Source organism: Hymenobacter crusticola (assembly GCF_002154225.1).
GTDB lineage: Bacteria > Bacteroidota > Bacteroidia > Cytophagales > Hymenobacteraceae > Hymenobacter > Hymenobacter crusticola.
This window is the reverse complement of record NZ_MTSE01000002.1, coordinates 578,476-596,426: the sequence shown is the minus strand read 5'-3', so window position 1 is coordinate 596,426 and position 17,951 is coordinate 578,476. Positions and strand designations below refer to the sequence as shown.

The 17,951-nt window shown below is 55.9% G+C and carries 16 protein-coding genes; 7 read left to right on the top strand and 9 right to left on the bottom strand.

Annotated features, from left to right (window positions below):
• Positions 1–73 precede the first annotated feature (73 nt).
• The 4 genes from BXP70_RS05785 to BXP70_RS05770 all read right to left on the bottom strand — a co-directional run bounded on the left by BXP70_RS05785 (position 74) and on the right by BXP70_RS05770 (position 3,930).
• Positions 74–1,243: a 1-deoxy-D-xylulose-5-phosphate reductoisomerase gene (locus tag BXP70_RS05785; RefSeq protein ID WP_086593068.1), complete on the bottom strand. Its 1,170-nt coding sequence runs from the start codon at positions 1,241–1,243 to the stop codon at positions 74–76.
• Between the two features lie 51 nt (positions 1,244–1,294).
• Positions 1,295–1,708, bottom strand: coding sequence for a lysozyme inhibitor LprI family protein (locus BXP70_RS05780; RefSeq protein WP_086593067.1), 414 nt, complete (start codon positions 1,706–1,708; stop codon positions 1,295–1,297).
• A gap of 69 nt (positions 1,709–1,777) precedes the next feature.
• A complete protein-coding gene (locus BXP70_RS05775; protein ID WP_086593066.1) occupies positions 1,778–2,224 on the bottom strand; it encodes a 3-oxoacyl-ACP synthase in 447 nt (148 codons plus the stop codon).
• Between the two features lie 215 nt (positions 2,225–2,439).
• Positions 2,440–3,930 carry a GH3 auxin-responsive promoter family protein gene (locus tag BXP70_RS05770; protein ID WP_086593065.1) on the bottom strand — a complete coding sequence of 497 codons (1,491 nt, stop codon included), beginning with the start codon at positions 3,928–3,930 and terminating at the stop codon, positions 2,440–2,442.
• Between the two features lie 210 nt (positions 3,931–4,140).
• Here BXP70_RS05770 and BXP70_RS05765 point away from each other — a divergent pair, with 210 nt between their 5' ends.
• Positions 4,141–4,569 (top strand): OsmC family peroxiredoxin, encoded by a 429-nt coding sequence (locus tag BXP70_RS05765; RefSeq protein ID WP_086593064.1) that lies wholly within the window; start codon positions 4,141–4,143, stop codon positions 4,567–4,569.
• A 116-nt stretch (positions 4,570–4,685) separates the two neighbouring features.
• Positions 4,686–5,174: a hypothetical protein gene (locus BXP70_RS05760; RefSeq protein WP_086593063.1), complete on the top strand. Its 489-nt coding sequence runs from the start codon at positions 4,686–4,688 to the stop codon at positions 5,172–5,174.
• A gap of 105 nt (positions 5,175–5,279) precedes the next feature.
• On the opposite strand, the gene dnaA is transcribed toward BXP70_RS05760, so the two are convergent.
• The 4 genes from dnaA to BXP70_RS05740 form a co-directional block, all read right to left on the bottom strand.
• Positions 5,280–6,773, bottom strand: a complete 1,494-nt coding sequence (dnaA, locus tag BXP70_RS05755; RefSeq protein WP_086593062.1) for a chromosomal replication initiator protein DnaA — start codon at positions 6,771–6,773, stop codon at positions 5,280–5,282.
• Positions 6,774–6,915: 142 nt separating this feature from the next.
• Positions 6,916–7,836 (bottom strand): bifunctional metallophosphatase/5'-nucleotidase, encoded by a 921-nt coding sequence (locus BXP70_RS05750; RefSeq protein ID WP_086593061.1) that lies wholly within the window; start codon positions 7,834–7,836, stop codon positions 6,916–6,918.
• A gap of 155 nt (positions 7,837–7,991) precedes the next feature.
• Positions 7,992–8,753, bottom strand: a complete 762-nt coding sequence (locus tag BXP70_RS05745) for a 5'-nucleotidase C-terminal domain-containing protein (protein ID WP_086593060.1) — start codon at positions 8,751–8,753, stop codon at positions 7,992–7,994.
• A 148-nt stretch (positions 8,754–8,901) separates the two neighbouring features.
• The gene (locus BXP70_RS05740; protein ID WP_086593059.1) at positions 8,902–10,149 is read right to left on the bottom strand and encodes an outer membrane beta-barrel protein; all 1,248 of its coding nucleotides are present in this window, start codon (positions 10,147–10,149) and stop codon (positions 8,902–8,904) included.
• Positions 10,150–10,325: 176 nt separating this feature from the next.
• Between BXP70_RS05740 and BXP70_RS05735 the strand changes: the two genes are divergently transcribed.
• The 4 genes from BXP70_RS05735 to BXP70_RS05720 all read left to right on the top strand — a co-directional run bounded on the left by BXP70_RS05735 (position 10,326) and on the right by BXP70_RS05720 (position 15,788).
• Positions 10,326–12,104 carry a methylmalonyl-CoA mutase family protein gene (locus BXP70_RS05735; protein WP_086593058.1) on the top strand — a complete coding sequence of 593 codons (1,779 nt, stop codon included), beginning with the start codon at positions 10,326–10,328 and terminating at the stop codon, positions 12,102–12,104.
• A gap of 108 nt (positions 12,105–12,212) precedes the next feature.
• The gene (scpA, locus tag BXP70_RS05730; protein WP_086593057.1) at positions 12,213–14,333 is read left to right on the top strand and encodes a methylmalonyl-CoA mutase; all 2,121 of its coding nucleotides are present in this window, start codon (positions 12,213–12,215) and stop codon (positions 14,331–14,333) included.
• Positions 14,334–14,338: 5 nt separating this feature from the next.
• Positions 14,339–14,767: a hypothetical protein gene (locus tag BXP70_RS30310; protein ID WP_086593056.1), complete on the top strand. Its 429-nt coding sequence runs from the start codon at positions 14,339–14,341 to the stop codon at positions 14,765–14,767.
• A gap of 472 nt (positions 14,768–15,239) precedes the next feature.
• The gene (locus BXP70_RS05720) at positions 15,240–15,788 is read left to right on the top strand and encodes an REP-associated tyrosine transposase (protein WP_086593055.1); all 549 of its coding nucleotides are present in this window, start codon (positions 15,240–15,242) and stop codon (positions 15,786–15,788) included.
• Positions 15,789–15,924: 136 nt separating this feature from the next.
• On the opposite strand, the gene BXP70_RS05715 is transcribed toward BXP70_RS05720, so the two are convergent.
• On the bottom strand, positions 15,925–17,478 hold the full coding sequence (locus tag BXP70_RS05715) for a carboxylesterase/lipase family protein (RefSeq protein ID WP_086593054.1): 1,554 nt from the start codon (positions 17,476–17,478) through the stop codon (positions 15,925–15,927).
• Positions 17,479–17,625: 147 nt separating this feature from the next.
• On the opposite strand from BXP70_RS05715, the gene BXP70_RS05710 reads away from it, so the two are divergent.
• Positions 17,626–17,916, top strand: a complete 291-nt coding sequence (locus tag BXP70_RS05710) for a hypothetical protein (RefSeq protein WP_086593053.1) — start codon at positions 17,626–17,628, stop codon at positions 17,914–17,916.
• The last annotated feature ends 35 nt before the right edge of the window (positions 17,917–17,951 follow it).

Genomic DNA, 17,951 nt, shown 5'->3' with positions numbered 1-17,951 from the left:
TTAGTAATGTAAAATGTGACTGTCATGCGCGGTACTTCGGCATGAGGCTTTGGGCTAGCTTTTGTAACAACACCTACAGCTGCTTGACTAGTTCTTGCGCCACCCGCCGAGTTTCCTGGTCGGTGAGCACATAGTCGTCGAGTGAAGGGTTGGCAAGGTACGAAACCTTTGTGAGGCAGCTTTCCACTAGGTCTGGCATTTGCAGGAAGCCTAGCTCATCGCGCAAGAACCCGGCCACGGCAATTTCATTGGCGGCGTTGAGAATGCAAGGCGCATTGCCGCCCCGGCGCATAGCCTCAAAAGCTAGGGGTAAGTTGCGAAATGTGGTGCGGTCGGGCTGCTCGAAGGTGAGCTGCGGATAATCGAGGAAGGAAAAGCGCGGGAAGCTCGACGGCAACCGCTCCGGAAAGCCTAGGGCGTATTGGATCGGCAGCTTCATATCGGGCAGCCCTAGCTGCGCTTTGAGGGAACCATCTTCAAACTGCACTAGCGAGTGAATGATACTTTGTGGGTGCACCACTACGTCGATCTGCTCGTCCGTCAGGTTGAACAACCACTTAGCCTCAATTACTTCTAGGCCCTTGTTCATGAGCGAAGCCGAATCGATAGTGATTTTGGCGCCCATATCCCAGTTGGGATGTTTCAAGGCTTGCGCTTTGGTAACCGTAGCTAGCTGCTCGGCGGTGCGCCCGCGGAATGGACCGCCGGAAGCCGTTAGAATAATCTTTTCAATCGGGTTGCGTTCCTCCCCTACTAAGCATTGAAAGATAGCGGAGTGCTCCGAGTCGACGGGGTATAAGCCTACGCCGTGTTCTTTCACGAGCTGCGTAATGAGCTGACCGGCTACTACCAAGGTTTCTTTATTGGCCAGCGCGATGGTTTTGCCTGCTCGAATGGCGCGCACCGTGGGCAGCAGCCCCGCATAGCCCACCATAGCCGTGAGCACCACGTCGGCATCGTCGCGGCCGGCTACGTCGGCTAAGGCTGCGGCTCCGGCCAGCACTTCGGTTGGCTGAGCGGCGAGGGCGCTTTTCACGGTAACGTACTTGGCTTCATCGCCGATGACAACCACGGCGGGCTGAAACTCGCGCGCCTGCTGCACCAGCAGATTAGCATTGGACTGCGCGGAAAGGGCCGTAACAGTAAAGCGGCCAGGATGCGCGCGAATTACGTCGAGGGCTTGGGTACCAATAGAACCGGTGGAACCAAGCAGCGTGACGCGTTTGGGGTGGGAAGAGAACATAGAATCAAACTTGCACGAACAAAGGTAGTACATGCCCGTGCCGAAGCTAGCTTATTGTGCTTTCCTCCGTACAGAACCCGAGCAGACATCGCCTTCCTCGATTCCTACTACCCAAACTTTTAACTGTTTATTCCGATCATTTGTCAGGCTAGTTAGTGACTGACAATTGCAGAGGGAGTAAACTGAGCCATACGTTACTTGCTTCACTTCAGTGGGCTGCTTGGGAAAGAGCGCCTCGGTTTGCGCATCCCGAAACTTTAGCCAAGCTACTTGCGACGCTTTGAAAGCCTTTAAAAATACCGCATCCTTGGCGTACAGCTTCAAGACTTGTTGGTAAAGTTGATTGAGTTGTTGGTCGGCTTTGCGGTACTCGCCGCAGGTTTTGGCATTCATTGCCGCCTGCGTCTGGGCGGTGGCAGCCAGGCTGGCGACTAACAGTGCAACGAGCAAAACTCCTTTTTTCATGAGCACGTTCGGGAAGGATGGTTAGGCGGTGGCGCGGCCAGTGATAACGCCTCGTGGCAAAGCTAGCCTTTATCGTACTTCCACGATGCGGATTTTCTTGCCGTTGAACAGCGCTTCCTCCCCAGCCCGCTTACCCTGCAAGGCAACGGCAATAGGAGCGGCCGGCGAAATAGCAAAGAATTCCTGCCCCTCAACCGTCAGCTTACCCGCGCTGATACTCACGTAGAACGAGCCTAGGCTGGTTTGTACCAAGGCACCAACGCGTACTGTATCGCAGGGCCTATCAGGCTCGATGCGAGTTAGCTCGGCTTGGAGATGCAAGGCTTCCTTCAGCTGCACGGCATTGCGGTTGCGCTCCTCTTGGGCCATGGCGCGACCGGTCTCGTATTTGTCGCCAGCGCTGCTTTTGGTTTCGTTATTGGCTGACTCTTGGGCGGCTTGCATGGCCTGCTGCGCCGCGTCGATGCGCTGCTGCACGAAGGTAAGACAGGCAGCATGGAGGGTATTTTTTATCATCCTAGGTTCGTTGGTGAGGCACGAGCGTGGTAATTACTTTTTAGCACCCAATGAGCATCTTCAGGTTGCACGACTAGCATAGAGAAGCCATGCTGGGCTGCCTCTAATCGTACGCCTTCAGAATCGTCGATGAGCCAGTCAATACCAAAGCTAGGTGGGTGTTTCGTAGATCGGGCCGTGGCTTCGCGCAAATGTCCTAATACAATGCATGGTAATTATCCTAGCAACCCCTCTGCCACCTTCCGGTCATTGCTTAACCTAGGTACCTTGTTCTGCCCACCTAGCTTGCCTAAGCTTTTCATATAGCGTTGAAAAGCTCCTGCTGGCAGGGCCGTGAGCCGCAATGGCGCTAAGATGTTACCGCTCAGCAAATCATCGTAGTACACGTTGCGGCGACGCAAACCGGCGTCCAGTGCTGCGGCAAAAGCAGGCGCATCTCGGGGCGGCGTGGCAAATTCGACTAGCCACTCGTGTTGCGACGGTTCAGCGGGGTTGTTGCTTACGCGGGGTGCCACAGTGAACTCAACCACATCTACCTCCGAGAACTGCGCCATGGCTTCCCGGAGCGTTTGCTCTACTTCCTCGCCAATTACATGCTCCCCAAAAGCTGAGAGAAAGTGTTTGATGCGGCCACTCACCACCACGCGATACGGATTTTTGCTTACAAAGCGCACCGTGTCGCCGAGGCTGTAGCCCCAAAGGCCGGCATTGGTATTGAGCACTAGGGCGTACTGCTTGTCCAGCTCTACGTCGGCGATGGTAAGCCTAGGTGGGTTAGGCTCGAAGAACCGCTCAGCGGGAATAAACTCATAGAAGATGCCTGCATTGAGCAGCAGCAACAAGCCCGGGTTGCCAGGTTCGTCCTGAAAAGCAATAAAGCCCTCGGAAGCCGGAAACGTCTCGATGCTATCCACCGGCCGACCAATGGTGTCGAACAGTTTTTTGCGGTAGGGCTCGAAGTTGACGCCCCCGTATACGAACAAGTTGAAGTCGGGAAACACATCCTTCACCGCTCGGCCAGTGCGCTGCACGATGCGGTCGAAGTACATCTGCACCCACGGCGGAATGCCCGAAATCAGCGTCATGCGCTGGTCTAGAGTTTCCTCCACGATACGGTCGAGCTTGGTTTCCCAGTCCTCAATAGTGTTGGTCGGATAGCTGGGTAGCTGGTTGCGGCGTAGGTACGCTGGTATGTGGTGGTTCACAATGCCCGACAAACGCCCGGTGTGCACGCCGTTGACTTGTTCCAGCTCCGGACTCCCTGACAAGAACATCAGCTTGCCATCCAGAAACTGGCCCCGCCCAGTGCGGTAGATGTAGTGCAGCAGCGCGTCGCGCGCACCGTTGATGTGGTTGGGTATGCTAGCTTTTGTGAGAGGAATATATTTTGCCCCGGAGGTGGTACCCGACGTCTTGGCTAGGTACAGTGGCCGACCGGGCCAGAGCACGTTGGCCTCCCCTTGTTTCACCCGGTTGATGTAGGGATACAGCGCCTCATAATCGCGCACGGGCACGTGGCGCGCTAGGTCCGAGGCCGTCGCTATAGCCCCAAAATCATGGTCGCGCCCGAAGGCTGTGTGGGCGCCCTGAGCCAGCAGATCAGTTAACACGCGCTGCTGGGTAGCCACGGGCTGCCGCAACCACTGCTGGTACTGGCCGTGCACCAGGGCCGCCACCGGACGGCTCAAGACCGATTTCAGACCCATAGATTTGAGGAAAGGAGTAATTGAATAAGAAAGTATCACTACCGCCGACCTAGGTCGCGGTACGTAGCGGCAGCTGCGGCTTACTACGCAAAAAACGCATTTCCGACAAAGGTAGGCTCCGTTTTAGCAAATCATGGTCGAGTTCCTATCTTTCAGCGGGCTTCGTGCGTATGCCTTACTCAATCACTCACCTACTCAGTTACTCTCACCATGATTAACCAACGTGGCAATGCCGTTTGGAACGGCGACATCAAAGGCAGTGGCAACATCACCACGCAAAGCGGGACAGTTAGCGCTCCTTACTCTGTTGGGGCTCGTTTTGAAGGCCAAAAAGGCACCAATCCCGAGGAGTTGATCGGCGCGGCACATGCTGGCTGCTACACCATGTTCCTGACCAGCATCTTGACCAAGGACGGCAAGCAGGTAAAGCAAATCCGGACCGAGTCGAAGGTTAGCCTAGATACTTCGGGTGAAGTGCCGAAGGTGGTGAAAATCACCCTCACCACGGAAGGCGAAGTAGAAGGAATATCGCAGGAAGAGTTTCAGCAGTACGCCGAAACGGCGAAAGAAAACTGCCCAATTTCAGCCCTACTGAAGGCAGTACCCGAAATGGAGCTAGCCTCGGCTACCCTGAAGTAATCTAGGAGCTAGCTATGAGTTGCCAGCTGTCAGTTGTAGTTTTGGCCAAGCAATACGGTAGAACTACTCGTACCTGATTGCTGGCAACTCTTTCTATCCCACCGTTTTCCGCCTCTATGGCCTCAGCTTTTACGCGCATTCGTCTTCAACCGGCCAACACGGCGCGCATCCCGTTTTGGGGACAACTCTTCATCGGAAGTCTGTGGATTATCTATACGATCTTCCTGATCTGGTCCGACTCCGGGCTGAATGACTACCATTTTTTGCACTATGTCTTCCTCGTTTTCAGTTTTGTTTACGTCGGCTACGTGCTCGTGCACAATGCGCCCATTTTCGGTACGCAGAGCTATCTGGAGTTTACGCCCGGCTACATCGTGCACAAGAATGGCTTGTTTCGCCCCAAGCAGGTGTTTCCCGTGGAAGATATTGCACTGCTAGAATTTGTTCCTCAGCAGCTACGCGTCAATTTAAAGAACGGCGAAATTTATGCGCTGAGCTTGCGCGAGGTAAAAGGTACCCGCCGCAAGCGCATCCTGCGTGAGCAAGTCCGGACTTTTGCCAGCAAAAACAACATTGCCTTGCATGATGCTCAACCGCCCGCATAACTTAGGTTCGACCAACAAAAAAGCCCGCTAGCTGCGGGCTTTTTTGTTGGTCGAACCTAGGTTATATATACAACTACGAAGCGCTGGCTTCGCGCCACGGGCTATTTATTTGCCGGCGAACTTCTTGCGGAGCTCCTGAATAGTGCTGCGGAAGCTCTTATCGCTGTCAATCAGATCCGATACCGTTTGCACAGAATGAATAACGGTGCTGTGGTCGCGGCCGCCAAAGTTGTGACCAATGCTTTTGAGCGAATGGCTGGTGTGTTCCTTAGCAAAGTACATAGCCACCTGCCGCGCCGTCACTACTTCTTTCTTGCGCGTCTTGGCCTTCATCAAGTCGAGTGGGACGCCGAAGTATTCGGCTACCGTCTTCTGAATAAAGTCGAGGTTTACTTCGGCCTCCACTTCTTCAATGATGTGCCGCAGCGCTTGCTTGGCCATTTCCAAGTCAATTTCGCGGCGGTTGAGGCTGCTTTGGGCTACCAGCGAAATGAGTACCCCTTCTAGCTCGCGCACGTTGGTGTGCACCGAATGGGCTAGGTACTCTACCACCTGCGGCGGAATATCGATACCATCCTGCTCCATCTTGTTCTGGATGATGGCCATGCGCGTCTCGAAGTCTGGGCTTTGCAGGTCGGTGGTCAGCCCCCACTTAAAGCGCGAAAGCAGACGGTCTTCTAGGCCATTCAGGTCGCGGGGCGGCCGGTCGGAAGTCATCACGATCTGCCGGCCAGCCTGGTGCAAGTGGTTGAAGATATGGAAAAACATCTCCTGCGTCTTGTCCTTGCCGGCCAGAAACTGCACATCGTCCAGAATCAGAATATCGACCAACAAATAGAAGTTGGCGAAGTCCTGCACCCCGTTGTTGCGCAAGCTTTCGATAAACTGGTTTGTGAATTTCTCGGCTGACACGTACAGCACAAACTTATCGGGCGTGGTTGCCTTGATATGGTTGCCGATGGCTTGTACCAAGTGCGTTTTGCCGAGCCCCACCCCGCCATAAATCATCAGCGGGTTGAAGCTTGTCGTGCCCGGTTTATTTGCCACGGCAAGGCCTGCTGAGCGTGCTAGCCGGTTGCAGCTGCCTTCCACGTAGTTATCGAACGAATACGTACCGTTGAGTTGCGACTGCAGGTAGTTGCGGTCGATACCCTTGGTAGCCTCGAACGGATTGCGCAAGGTGTCAGAGGGTACGGGGGCACTAGCTGCGGCGGCCACGTTGCGCGCCGAAGCTGTCATGGCGCCGGCTGCTACCATCGCGGCATCCGTGGCCGGCTGCGAAGGCGCAGCCGCTTTTCTGGCCGTCGGGATGTTGACGGTGCGCGGCTTGTTCTGGCTATTGCCCTGGTCGACCACGATGCTGTATTCGAGGCGCCCTTCCACCCCCAGTTCCTGGTAAATACTCTTCTTCAGGACATCCACATAGTGCTCCTCCAGCCATTCATAAAAAAATTGGCTAGGCACCTGAATGATGAGCACATTATTGTGGAGCTGAACCGGAACGATGGGTTCAAACCACGTCCGGAAGCTCTGCTCCCCCACGTTTGCCTTGATGACACGAAGGCAATTGGCCCATACGATTCGGCAGTCCTTCAGCATCAATTAGTTATAGCAAAAGCAGCAGGTGCAAGGTGGAAAAGAGAGGGCACAGGTACGGGCTCGTTAGGACCCGATTTTGACAAGGGGAGACAAAAATGTGGAAAAGTCAGGAGAGAAAAAAACCGCCAATTGCTTGCGTTTTTCAAGCTAATTGCACGGGCAGCACAGCAGCCATTGCCACAGTCGGCTGGCGTGTCCCGCGCGCAAACGTATAATCCAACCGACCTAGGTTAATCCCCGACCAGCCAACTTGATTGATAAGAGTAGCTCGACCGTTGGGGCTCTGAATAGGCTCAGGCGCGTCCATAAATGTGTGCGTATGCCCGCCCAAAATCAGGTCGATGCCGTTGACTTGCGCCGCGAGCTTCCGGTCGTCAATTTTCGCGCTCTCGTATTTGTACCCTAGGTGCGACAAGCAAATTACCATATCACACCGCTCGGGGCCGCGTAACTGAGTCACCATTTCTTGTGCCTTCCCGACAGGATCCAGGTACTGGGTAGCACCAAAGTTTTTGTCGGCTACCAAGCCGCTGAGTTCAATGCCGAGGCCGAAAACGCCGATCCGGTGCCCTGCTTTTTCAAACACTTTGTACGGCTGAAAGCGCCCAGCCAACGGCGTTTTTGAGAAATCGTAGTTGGCAATAAGAAAAGGAAAGCCCGCGTTGGGCAACTGCTTTTGCAAGCCCTCCAAGCCGTTGTCGAAATCGTGGTTGCCGAAGGTAGTTGCGTCGTAGCCCATTTGACTCATGAGCTTATACTCTAGTTCGCCCCCAAAGAAGTTGAAATAGGGCGTACCCTGCCAAATGTCGCCCGAGTCGAGAAGCAATACGTGGGGCTCCTGCTTCCGAATTTGCGTAATCATCGCTGCCCGACGCGCCATGCCCCCCAGACCACCCCACTGCTTATCGCTCTCCGGAAACGGGTCGATGCGGGAGTGCATGTCGTTGGTGTGCAGAATAACCAGCTTGGCCTCGCTGGCGGCCACAGCGGGCAAGCTTACGCCCAGCAAGCTCAAGCTAGCTGCACCAAACGTAGAGTTCTTCAGAAAATCGCGGCGATTCATGTTCTCAGTTAACAATTAGCAATTGACAGCTACTAGTTTTCAGTCATTACTTACCCTCTACTAGTTGCTACCTGCTCAGTGAGCCTTTACCCAGCGGCTGTCCGCCTAGCCCTAGGCGTGTACGACGTTAGCTGGCAACTAGTAGGCAGTACCTGTCAAATGACTTTCACTCTTCCTTCTACTTTAGCAGTTATGGACTGGCCTTCTTTGTTCAGTTGCCTGATCTTATCGGCGATGGCCGTACGCAGAAGCACCCCTGTATCGCGCGGCTTCAACGCTTTAAAAAAGATCATATTGTCGCCGCCACCGGCTAGGTAATCCGAAATGGCGACGGTGTAGGTTTTGGCGGGGTTGAAAGGCTGCCCACCAATCCGAATATTTGCAGGCTTCCCAGCGGCATCTACGGTATAGGTAACATTGGAAAGCGCCATTTTGATGCGAGCAGCATACTCGAACAGCTGCTGCATCACAGGACCAGGCGTATCGAGCACCACTAATTCGTTCTCGAAAGGCATCAGTTCAAACACCGAGCCTAGGGTGATGGCGCCAGCGGGCAAAGACGTGCGCAGGCCTCCGTTGGTGACTACGCCCACGTCGATGGGCTCGCGTAGTGCGGCGGCAGCACGCTGCCGTTGTAAGTCGGCGACGAAGTTGCCTAGGGGCGACTCACCAGGATTTTTGGTAAGCGGCACCGGCGCAGAGCCCAGTACTTCGCTCATCTGCTGCGTTACGCGCTGGCGATAGGGTGTGATAACCGCGGCAACCTGAGCATCTTCTGGTAGCGCTTTCCCAACGGGCTGGGCAGTAACGGGCGCTAGTTGGGGCTTCGCTTGATAAACAGCACGTTGGCAACCCGGCGCCAACGCCACAGCCGCCAATAAACTAAAAGCAGCTACACGAGACGAAAGAAAAGACATGGGTGGGCAAGAAAAACGAATGCGGAACCACAAAGATACGTCGCCCTGCAGTTGATTAGTTCAGGTGACGCTGGAATAGCCAAAAAATGAACTTGGTATCGCCTTGCTTATTGCTTTGCCAAGACGTAGGCCACACAGTGCATCTTACCTACTTCGCCAGGCTGTAACTCAGCAGCACCGAATAGAAGCGCATGCTGGTGGGCGTGCCTGCATTATCACTAAATCCATTGGTGCGCTCATACCGCACTTCAGCCGACAAGTTTCGGCCGCTGGCTTGTGCGAAGTTCAACCCAAGTCCTCCCAACAGTCCTTGTTCGAATTGGCGGGGCTTTTCCACAATCGGGCGCCAGGCCGTGTACTCCGGGAAGGCCGGGCGGTCGGCGAAGCGAGTGCGCTCTTGGTTTTTGAGTTGGAGCAGAATATTTCCGCTAACGCCAGCTTGTATGAACGGCTGTACCCGTTTGGAGGGAAAGGTGTACCGCAACAACACCGGTATACGAATGCTGCTTTGCTTGACTTCCATTTGATAATGCGTCGTGTACACGTCGGTGGCAGCCTTGTAGTCGTATTCCGTTTTATAAACGACGAGCGGGCTATACAGCGCCTCTAGCCGCACGGCCAAGTGCGGGTTCAAGCGTGCAAGCGCAACGTGGGCAGCTATACCGATCGTAGGTTGTGCTTTTCCACGAATGCTGTTGCCACCATTTTCTGCGTTTAGTCGTCTGATGTCTAATCTACTGGTCTGCCCTCCTACTATCAGCATGAACTGAAAGGGGTTCTTTTCGACGGGGCTGCTGACGGTAGTGCGGTCTGTGCCCACGCAAGCGTTGTATTGCCGCACAACGGTAGCGAGGCTCCCGACACTGTACCGAAGTTTAGCCAAGCTAGTCAGCACCACAGGGCAGTCTTGCATGCTAGCTGCCAGCGTGCGTTGAAATTCATTTGTGTTGTGCAAGTAACGCGTATCGTTCACAACCGTTTCCTCGGTGCGCTGTATCAACTCTTGCAAAGACTGAGTTCCTTTACGCAAGTACAAGTGCTCGGCATCGTCCTTGCCGCGCAGCGCAAGCAGGCTGGCGGGACCTAGCACAATGGCTTCGAGGAAGAAAGGTTCCGGCGCGGCACTCGCTAGCGTTGCCAGTTCGGTTTGATAATGCTTACCGCTAGCAAAGCCATAGCCCCGTAGCTGTGCGGGGGTGTAATCGGTTACGGAGCCTTCAGTAGTTGCTCGGAAGCGCGTGAGCCGAGCGCTCCGTTGGGCGCCCCGATAGTCGACTTGTCCGCGCAATGTGTCGCCGCTTGGCTGCACGATATAACCCGGCCGGAAGTCGGCTTGGGCCCAGGCAGCAGAGGAAAAAAGAACGAAGGAACCGGCGAATAAAAGAAGCTTACGCATAAGTCAAAGGGCTGGTTAATATCTTTAAATATTATTATATGATTTTCAAAATCAACCCGCAAAGCTACGGCAGCGCTGCATAGGAACCAACCGCGTTTTTCACTGGGTTCTGAACCCAATCGGTATCTTTAGGACCTAGCTGCTGCGTATGAACGGCTACCTTTTCCGCTTCCTTTATGACCGATACGCTCCGTCCCACCCCGGTTTCTTTTTCCGAGTTTGCTCCCCTAAGTACAGCCGCCTGGCAAGAGCGTATTCGTCGCGATTTAAAAGGCGCGGACTTAGCTTCGCTGGCGTGGCAAACGCCCGAAGGGCTTATTATTCAGCCTTTTTACCACCAAGAGGACTTGGCCAAACTCGGCCCGCTACCAGCGCCACAACTCCCAGGCGCAGTGCCTCCGCAGTGGCTGAACGTGCCAACTTACCACATTGCCGCCGCCGACCTAGGTCACGGCGCTATCGATCGAGCAGCTAGTGCCCTAGCACGCGGCGCCGATGGCATTCACTTCGTGCTCTCGGATGCGCGGGTGTTCGACGTAGAATATCTAAGTAAGTGCTTGCCTTTGGCTACGACGTACATCGGCTATTCCGTGCAAAATTCGGGGCTTAACTTGGTGCAGCGCCTGCTTGGTACGGGAGCAGATACGCTGCGCGGCTTTCTTCAGTACGACCCTGTTACCAACCACACCCACAACTTAGCTAGCCAGTTTGGCGAGCTACGCCACGTGCTACAACTCACCCGCGCCATGCCAGCGTTTCGGGGGTTGTCGCTGCACACCGAACGGTTTGGGAATACTGGAGCAACGGCAATTCAGCAGTTGGCTTTCGCGCTCAGTACGGCGGCGACTTACCTAAGTGAGCTACCAACCGAGGACCTGCCCCTCGCCGATGTGGCGGCGGCCATGCAAGTGCACCTAGCCATCAACCCCAACTACTTTATGGAGCTAGCCAAGCTCCGGGCGCTCCGCCGCCTGTGGGCTACGCTGCTGCACGCCTACGCCTTGCCCACTACAACAATACTACCCATTTTCGCTAGCACGGCTACTTGGTCGCAGACTACGCTGGACCCACACACCAACCTGCTGCGCGCTACCACCGAAACCATGGCGGCGGTGCTTGGTGGTGCCGATGCCGTGAGCGTCGGCACGTTCGACAGCTTGTATGCCCCGTCGAATGAGTTTTCGGCACGCATTGCCCGCAACTTATCCATCGTGCTGCGCGAGGAAGCTGGGCTGAACCGCGTGGCCGATCCTGCTGCGGGCTCCTACTACCTAGAAACGCTCACCGACGAGCTAGCGCAGCAGAGCTGGTCGTTATTTCAGCACGTGGAAGCGGCGGGTGGATTGCCAACGGCAGCAACTTTGGTAGCGCAGGAGGTGCACGAGGCCGCCCAAAAGCAGTTCCGCCGCATTGCCACCGGCGAGCAGGTGGTGGTGGGCACCAACCGCTTTCAGAACCAGCAGGAGCAGTTTAGCTTCAACCCTAAGCGTTTGCTACGCAGCCGTGACTTTGACACAACCCGCGCTACTTATTCTTCCGAAGTGTTGCGTCTCGCCACGGCCATGCACTTCGAGCGCCGCGAGCGGAAGCTGAAGCGGGCCGCCGTGGTGTTGCTGGGTCCGCACACCAACCAGCTGATTCTGGAGTCGTTTGTGCGGCTGCTGCCGCAGGCAGAGCAGCCGGAGCTAGCCGCCGCGCACCCAGAAGGTACTTTGTCGGTGCTGTTTTCGTCGCCGGAAGAAGCCACGTTGATGTATGCTACGCCTGAGCAGTTCAGCGCTTTCGCGCGCCTCATCAACCACGTTGACGAGGAAGACAGCACCTTCACGGCCCCGGCTTTGCTCAGCGCCGACCTAGCCACCTTGCAGGAAGCAGTGCGCTATTTTGGCTTTCAAGAGTTTAACGTCAACGGCTACAGCACCGAAGAGGTGTTGGCGCGTTTGCAGGGGAAGTGAGTTGGCGACTTAGTGATTTCGTGAGTTTATCGTGCTGCCTTTTGAGCAACGCGGCAAACCCGCTTAATCACCAGTTCGCTAAATCACTAATTCGCTAATTCACTACTTATGAAGCCCGACTTCTCCCAGATACCTTACAACGCAGCTGCACTACCGGCACCAGCGGCTAGCCCTACCGAAACCAGCACGCCCGAAGGCATTGCGCTGAAAAGCTACTACACCGCCGACGACGTGGCTAGCCTCGACCACCTAGGTTTTGGGGCGGGCCAAGCGCCATACCTGCGCGGGCCCTACAGCACCATGTATGTGCAAAACCCCTGGACGATTCGCCAGTACGCGGGCTTCAGCACGGCCGAGGAATCGAATGCTTTCTACCGCCGCAATCTAGCTGGTGGGCAGAAAGGGCTTTCCGTGGCCTTCGACCTAGCGACGCACCGCGGCTATGACTCCGACCATCCTCGGGTAGTGGGCGACGTGGGCAAGGCGGGCGTGGCCATCGACTCGGTGGAGGACATGAAGCTGCTCTTCGACCAGATTCCGCTGGATCAGATGTCGGTGTCGATGACCATGAATGGGGCGGTGCTGCCCATTATGGCCTTTTACATTGTGGCGGCCGAAGAACAGGGCGTGACGCCAGAAAAGCTCACCGGCACCATTCAGAACGACATTCTGAAGGAGTTCATGGTGCGCAACACCTACATCTACCCGCCCGAGCAGTCGATGCGCATCATTGCCGACATCTTCGCCTACACAGCCCAGCAGATGCCGCGCTTTAACTCCATCAGCATCTCGGGTTACCACATGCAGGAGGCCGGCGCCACCGCCGACCTGGAGCTAGCCTACACCCTCGCCGACGGGGTGGAGTACGTGCGCGCCGGCCTGAAAGCGGGCATGACCATCGACCAGTTTGCCCCCCGTTTGTCGTTTTTCTGGGCCATCGGCATGAACCACTTCATGGAAATTGCCAAGATGCGCGCCGGGCGGCTCTTGTGGGCCAAGCTCATCAAGCAGTTTGGGGCCGAAAACCCGAAGTCGCTGGCGCTGCGCACGCACTGCCAGACCTCGGGCTACTCGCTCACCGAGCAGGACCCGTTCAACAACGTGACGCGCACCTGCGTGGAGGCACTGGCCGCCGTGCTCGGTGGCACCCAAAGCCTGCACACCAACGCCCTCGACGAAGCCATTGCCCTGCCCACCGACTTCTCGGCCCGCATTGCCCGCAACACCCAACTCTACCTCCAGCACGAAACCGACATCACCCGCGTGGTGGACCCCTGGGGCGGCTCCTACTACGTGGAGCGCCTGACCTACGAGCTAGCCGACAAGGCTTGGGCGCTCATTCAGGAAGTGGAAGAGCTAGGCGGCATGGCCAAAGCCATCGAGACGGGCTTGCCGAAGCTGCGCATCGAGGAAGCCGCCGCCCGCAAGCAAGCGCGCATCGACTCGGGCAAGGAGGTGATTGTGGGCGTGAACAAGTACCAGGTCAACGAGAAGACCGACATTGAAATCCTCGACATCGACAACGCCGCCGTGCGCGAGTCGCAGATAGCCCGCTTAAACAAGATCCGCTCGGAGCGCGACTCGGCCGCCGTGCAGCGCGCCCTCGACGCCCTCACCGACGCGGCCCGCTCGGGCCAGGAAAACCTGCTGGCGCTGGCCGTAAACGCCGCCCGCGTGCGCGCGACCCTAGGGGAGATTTCCGACGCCCTCGAAAAAGTGTACGGTCGTCACCAAGCTACTATCCGCGCCGTGTCGGGCGTGTACTCTTCCGAAATGGACTACGACGAACAGTTCAACCGCGCCCGCCAGATGGCCGACGAGTTTGCCCAGAAGGAAGGCCGCCGCCCCCGCATGATGGTGGCCAAGATGGGCCAGGACGGCCACGACCGCGGCTCCAAAATCATTGCCACCTCCTTCGCCGACGTGGGCTTCGACGTGGACATCGCGCCCCTCTTCCAAACCCCCGACGAAGTAGCCCGCCAAGCGGCCGAAAACGACGTGCACGTAGTGGGCGTGAGCAGCCTAGCCGCCGGTCACAAAACGCTCATCCCCCAACTCATTGCGGAGCTAGCCAAGCTAGGTCGCGAAGATATTCTCGTCATTGCCGGCGGCGTCATCCCCGCGCAGGACTACCAGTTTTTGTATGATGCGGGCGTGGTCGGCGTGTACGGACCGGGGACGGTTATTGCCGTGGCGGCGCAGGAGATTTTGGAAAAGCTGGAGAATTAAAGAGTATGCAAAAACTGCGTTTGGGTTTCCATTCGTCTAGAATACGAAAGTGGTTCATTCTATTAATTGTTGTTCCATCGCTTGCTCTCCTAGCTATCAAGGAATCTATAGCCGGCGAGCCACTAAGTATAATCTTGGTTTGTAGCTCCTTTGTGTTATTAACAGTTGTTTTTACACCTAATATCACTCTGACAAAAGACGCTATAGCAATTGAAAACTTTTGGTCAACTAAGCGCTATAGTCCCCAAGAGTTTGATAGTATCTCTAGAGCTACCATCTTCTACTCAAAAATAAATTTTACAACTAAACACAGCCACATTTTCATGAACGGCACCGATATACTCGACTATCTCACAAATTCTGCAAAAGCCAGAGCTGTTGAGACAGAACTAAACAGCATGGTTCAAGACTATTACAGCAAAACCCACAAGTAAGGATTTACATAGTGCGCCTAAATTTACCCCGTGTTAATTATTGATTTTCAATTAATATTATACATTACTCAAACGGCAGCTAGCTCGTCTGCTCGGCCGGATTTATAATCCGGTCGTTGGGAGCTGCGGATTTGTAATCCGCCCGTAAGCGCCGTCAGCAATCATAAGATTGAGTTGCATAGCACATAATCTATTTCACTAGTTTATATTTTCGGCTTAGCAGCGCTGTTTACTGCTATAGAATTCACTGTATTTTCAGCAAACGGCGTGAACGGGCGGATTACAAATCCGCAGCTCCCAACGACCGGATTATAAATCCGACCGAGCAGACGAGCAGATCAAGCGGACCAATCCGGCCTGATATTATCTGGCAACAAGTAGCCGTATCTAGCTTGGCAACAAGCTTGCTGTAACCTAGCAGTAGCTATCCTAGCTACTTATTCTTGTTAGCGCTATTCTCAAGTTTGCTTTTATGGGTATCCGCTATACGGTTCGTAGCGAGCAGCCGTATTATCTGACTTGCACCGTTGTCGACTGGGTAGATGTGTTTACGCGGCCGGTGTACCGCCACATCATCGTCGATGCCTTGCGCTATTGCCAGCAGCAGAAGGGACTAGAGCTGTTTGCGTGGTGCTTGATGAGCAACCACCTCCATTTATTGGCACGGGCAGCAGATGGCCATAACTTAGCGCACATTCTGCGCGACTTCAAGAAATTTACTTCCAAAGCCATCGTGCAGGCTATCCTGGATGAGCCCACCGAAAGCCGCCAGGCTTGGCTGCTAGACCGATTTTACTTTTATGGGATCGTAAACCCTAAAATCACGAATGCCAAGTTCTGGCAGGATGGTTCGCATGCGGTGGAGGTGCTTACGCCAGCGTTTGCGCAACAGAAGCTTCATTACATTCATCAGAACCCAGTGCGGGCGCAGCTCGTGCTAGAGGCGGAAGCGTATGTGTTCAGTTCGGCTAGCAACTATGCTGGTGGCCGTGGACTGCTAGAGGTTCTGTTCTTGGATTAAGCTAGGCTTACGCCTTTGTGTCAGACGGCGCAGACGGGCGGATTGCAAATCCGCGGCTCCTAACGACCGGATTATAAATCCGGCCGAGCAGCGCTCTACGTGCTATTTACTTGTGTAAGCAACGCTGCTCAGTTCATTACTTCTTCCCAGTTTGGGTAGCCAAAAAGTCCAACCTAGCTTGGTCGGGTAAGGGGTGCGCGGCGGGGTTCAGGTCCAGCACCATGATTTGTTTATCGGCGGGTTGGTAAGCGGGCCACTTGGGCAGCCCGACGCCATTGGGGTTGCCGGTGCGGGCGAAGTTCACCCAATAGGCCGTCATGGTATCGGCTAGCTTCTCATCGCCGGGCTCCCAGGGGCGGTCTACGAAGCGCAGGTTGTGGTAGGCATAGGGCACTTCCCCGGTATGAAACGCCCCGTACTTCACGTATTGGCCGGTAGCCGGCACTTTGCGGGCAAAACGGTACACGTACACGGGGCGGTGCAGGGTCTGGCTTTGCACGTTGGCCCAGGTATAATTCGGGACGCCAAAGATGATATCGCGCCCTAGGTTCTGCTGGGATGTTTCGGCTTCGGCATCGTTGGTGGCCGGGTAGAAGCGCAGGAAGGTGCTGGCCTGGGCGCCGTATTGCTGCTCGGCTTGCTGCCGGAAATCGGCGGCGTTCTTCAGGGGGCCCGCCAGCAAGCCTTCGTTTTCGTTCCAGCCCGTGAGCAGGGTCACGGGGTTGGCCTTACCCGCCGCAAACAGCTCGGGGATGGAAGCGGGCAGCACGTAGCCATCGGTGATGGGTCCGCGCAGGCTAGTCATTTTCTGCACGAAGGCGGTGGCCGGTAGCTGGCGTAGTTCGGCTAGCGTCGGCGCTTTCAGCTCTTGGCCATAGCGCATGCCCTCCTGCTCGGCTTGGGCCAACGTGGGGTACGGGCGCGAAAACCCGGCCCCACTTTCGGCAATGGCTTTGGTGAACAACCCCTTGGCCAAGGGCGAAGCCACCAAGCAATTGACGCTCATCGAGCCCGCCGATTGCCCGGCAATGGTCACGTTGGTGGGGTCACCGCCGAACGCGGCAATGTTTTGCTGCACCCAGCGCAGGGCCGCTAGCTGGTCGAGCAAGCCATAGTTGCCAGAAGCGTGGCTGCCGGATTCTTTCGTTAGCTCCGGGTGCGCCAGGAAGCCCAACGGCCCAACCCGGTAGTTGAGACTGACGAACACCACGCCTTTCTGGGCCAGGGCTTCGCCGTCGTAGATGGGTACGGCGCTGCCTCCACTCGTGAACCCACCCCCGTAGATCCAGACCAGCACCGGCCTGCGCTCGGCGGCGGCCCTAGCCCCGGTCCACACGTTCAGGTATAGGCAGTCTTCGCTGATGGGCGTGGCCGGAATCAGGAACTCCTCGCTCCACATGCTGAACGGCGCGGGTGCCGCTTGCACCGGGCTAGGTCCGTATGCCAAACACGCCCGCACTTTGGACCAGGGTTTCACCGGCTGCGGAGCTTTCCAGCGCAAGTCGCCCACGGGCGGCGCGGCGAAGGGAATACCTTTGTAATAGGCCACATCACCCGTTTTGTTCTGCCCACCCGATACGGGCCCACTGCGGGTTTTCACCACGCCCAGCACCGCCGGCCTAGGCCGGAAAGCAGCAAAGCCGCAGCATAAAACGACCAGCAAAAGGCAGGAGGAAAGAAACCGGATCATAGCAGCAGTGGGAAAGTGGCGGGGCGCAAGATCAGGATAAAATCGGTCCGTTCTCTAGCGGATGAACCTAGGTCCGCGCGGTGTCATGATCGGTCCTTTTGCGCTTGCTTTCCGTATGCTAGGGGTGCTTCCCCAATCCACTTTCTTATGCTCCCAGACACTTTTTCTACCGGCCCAGCGGGCGTGTACGCTCAGATTGAGCAAGACGGGCAAACCGTGACGGTCGTTAAGCTGCAAGATGGCCTGAACGCCTCCCCTACCGACGTGCGCCAACACCTAGCTTCCCAACTCGGCTTAGGCCCGGAGGCGTTGCTGCTGGTGCTGCACTCAGATGGCGGTGAGCCAGAACAAGGACCTGCGCAGGAACTGTATAACAAGTATCTGTCTACTAATACAGCCGCGGTAGCTGATGTTACCTGGAAGCCGCTCTCCCTATAAGGTGCCTAGCTGCATTATGGCAACGAAGCGCCTAG

Excerpts from the sequence above, each read along its gene's own strand:
- dnaA (WP_086593062.1), bottom strand. The coding sequence starts at position 6,773 with ATGCTGAAGGACTGCCGAATCGTATGGGCCAATTGCCTTCGTGTCATC.
- BXP70_RS05760 (WP_086593063.1), top strand. The coding sequence starts at position 4,686 with ATGGCCTCAGCTTTTACGCGCATTCGTCTTCAACCGGCCAACACGGCG.
- BXP70_RS05785 (WP_086593068.1), bottom strand. The coding sequence starts at position 1,243 with ATGTTCTCTTCCCACCCCAAACGCGTCACGCTGCTTGGTTCCACCGGT.
- BXP70_RS05780 (WP_086593067.1), bottom strand. The coding sequence starts at position 1,708 with ATGAAAAAAGGAGTTTTGCTCGTTGCACTGTTAGTCGCCAGCCTGGCT.
- BXP70_RS05765 (WP_086593064.1), top strand. The coding sequence starts at position 4,141 with ATGATTAACCAACGTGGCAATGCCGTTTGGAACGGCGACATCAAAGGC.
- BXP70_RS05735 (WP_086593058.1), top strand. The coding sequence starts at position 10,326 with ATGACCGATACGCTCCGTCCCACCCCGGTTTCTTTTTCCGAGTTTGCT.
- BXP70_RS05740 (WP_086593059.1), bottom strand. The coding sequence starts at position 10,149 with ATGCGTAAGCTTCTTTTATTCGCCGGTTCCTTCGTTCTTTTTTCCTCT.
- BXP70_RS05770 (WP_086593065.1), bottom strand. The coding sequence starts at position 3,930 with ATGGGTCTGAAATCGGTCTTGAGCCGTCCGGTGGCGGCCCTGGTGCAC.
- scpA (WP_086593057.1), top strand. The coding sequence starts at position 12,213 with ATGAAGCCCGACTTCTCCCAGATACCTTACAACGCAGCTGCACTACCG.
- BXP70_RS05750 (WP_086593061.1), bottom strand. The coding sequence starts at position 7,836 with ATGAATCGCCGCGATTTTCTGAAGAACTCTACGTTTGGTGCAGCTAGC.
- BXP70_RS30310 (WP_086593056.1), top strand. The coding sequence starts at position 14,339 with ATGCAAAAACTGCGTTTGGGTTTCCATTCGTCTAGAATACGAAAGTGG.
- BXP70_RS05715 (WP_086593054.1), bottom strand. The coding sequence starts at position 17,478 with ATGATCCGGTTTCTTTCCTCCTGCCTTTTGCTGGTCGTTTTATGCTGC.
- BXP70_RS05745 (WP_086593060.1), bottom strand. The coding sequence starts at position 8,753 with ATGTCTTTTCTTTCGTCTCGTGTAGCTGCTTTTAGTTTATTGGCGGCT.
- BXP70_RS05775 (WP_086593066.1), bottom strand. The coding sequence starts at position 2,224 with ATGATAAAAAATACCCTCCATGCTGCCTGTCTTACCTTCGTGCAGCAG.
- BXP70_RS05710 (WP_086593053.1), top strand. The coding sequence starts at position 17,626 with ATGCTCCCAGACACTTTTTCTACCGGCCCAGCGGGCGTGTACGCTCAG.
- BXP70_RS05720 (WP_086593055.1), top strand. The coding sequence starts at position 15,240 with ATGGGTATCCGCTATACGGTTCGTAGCGAGCAGCCGTATTATCTGACT.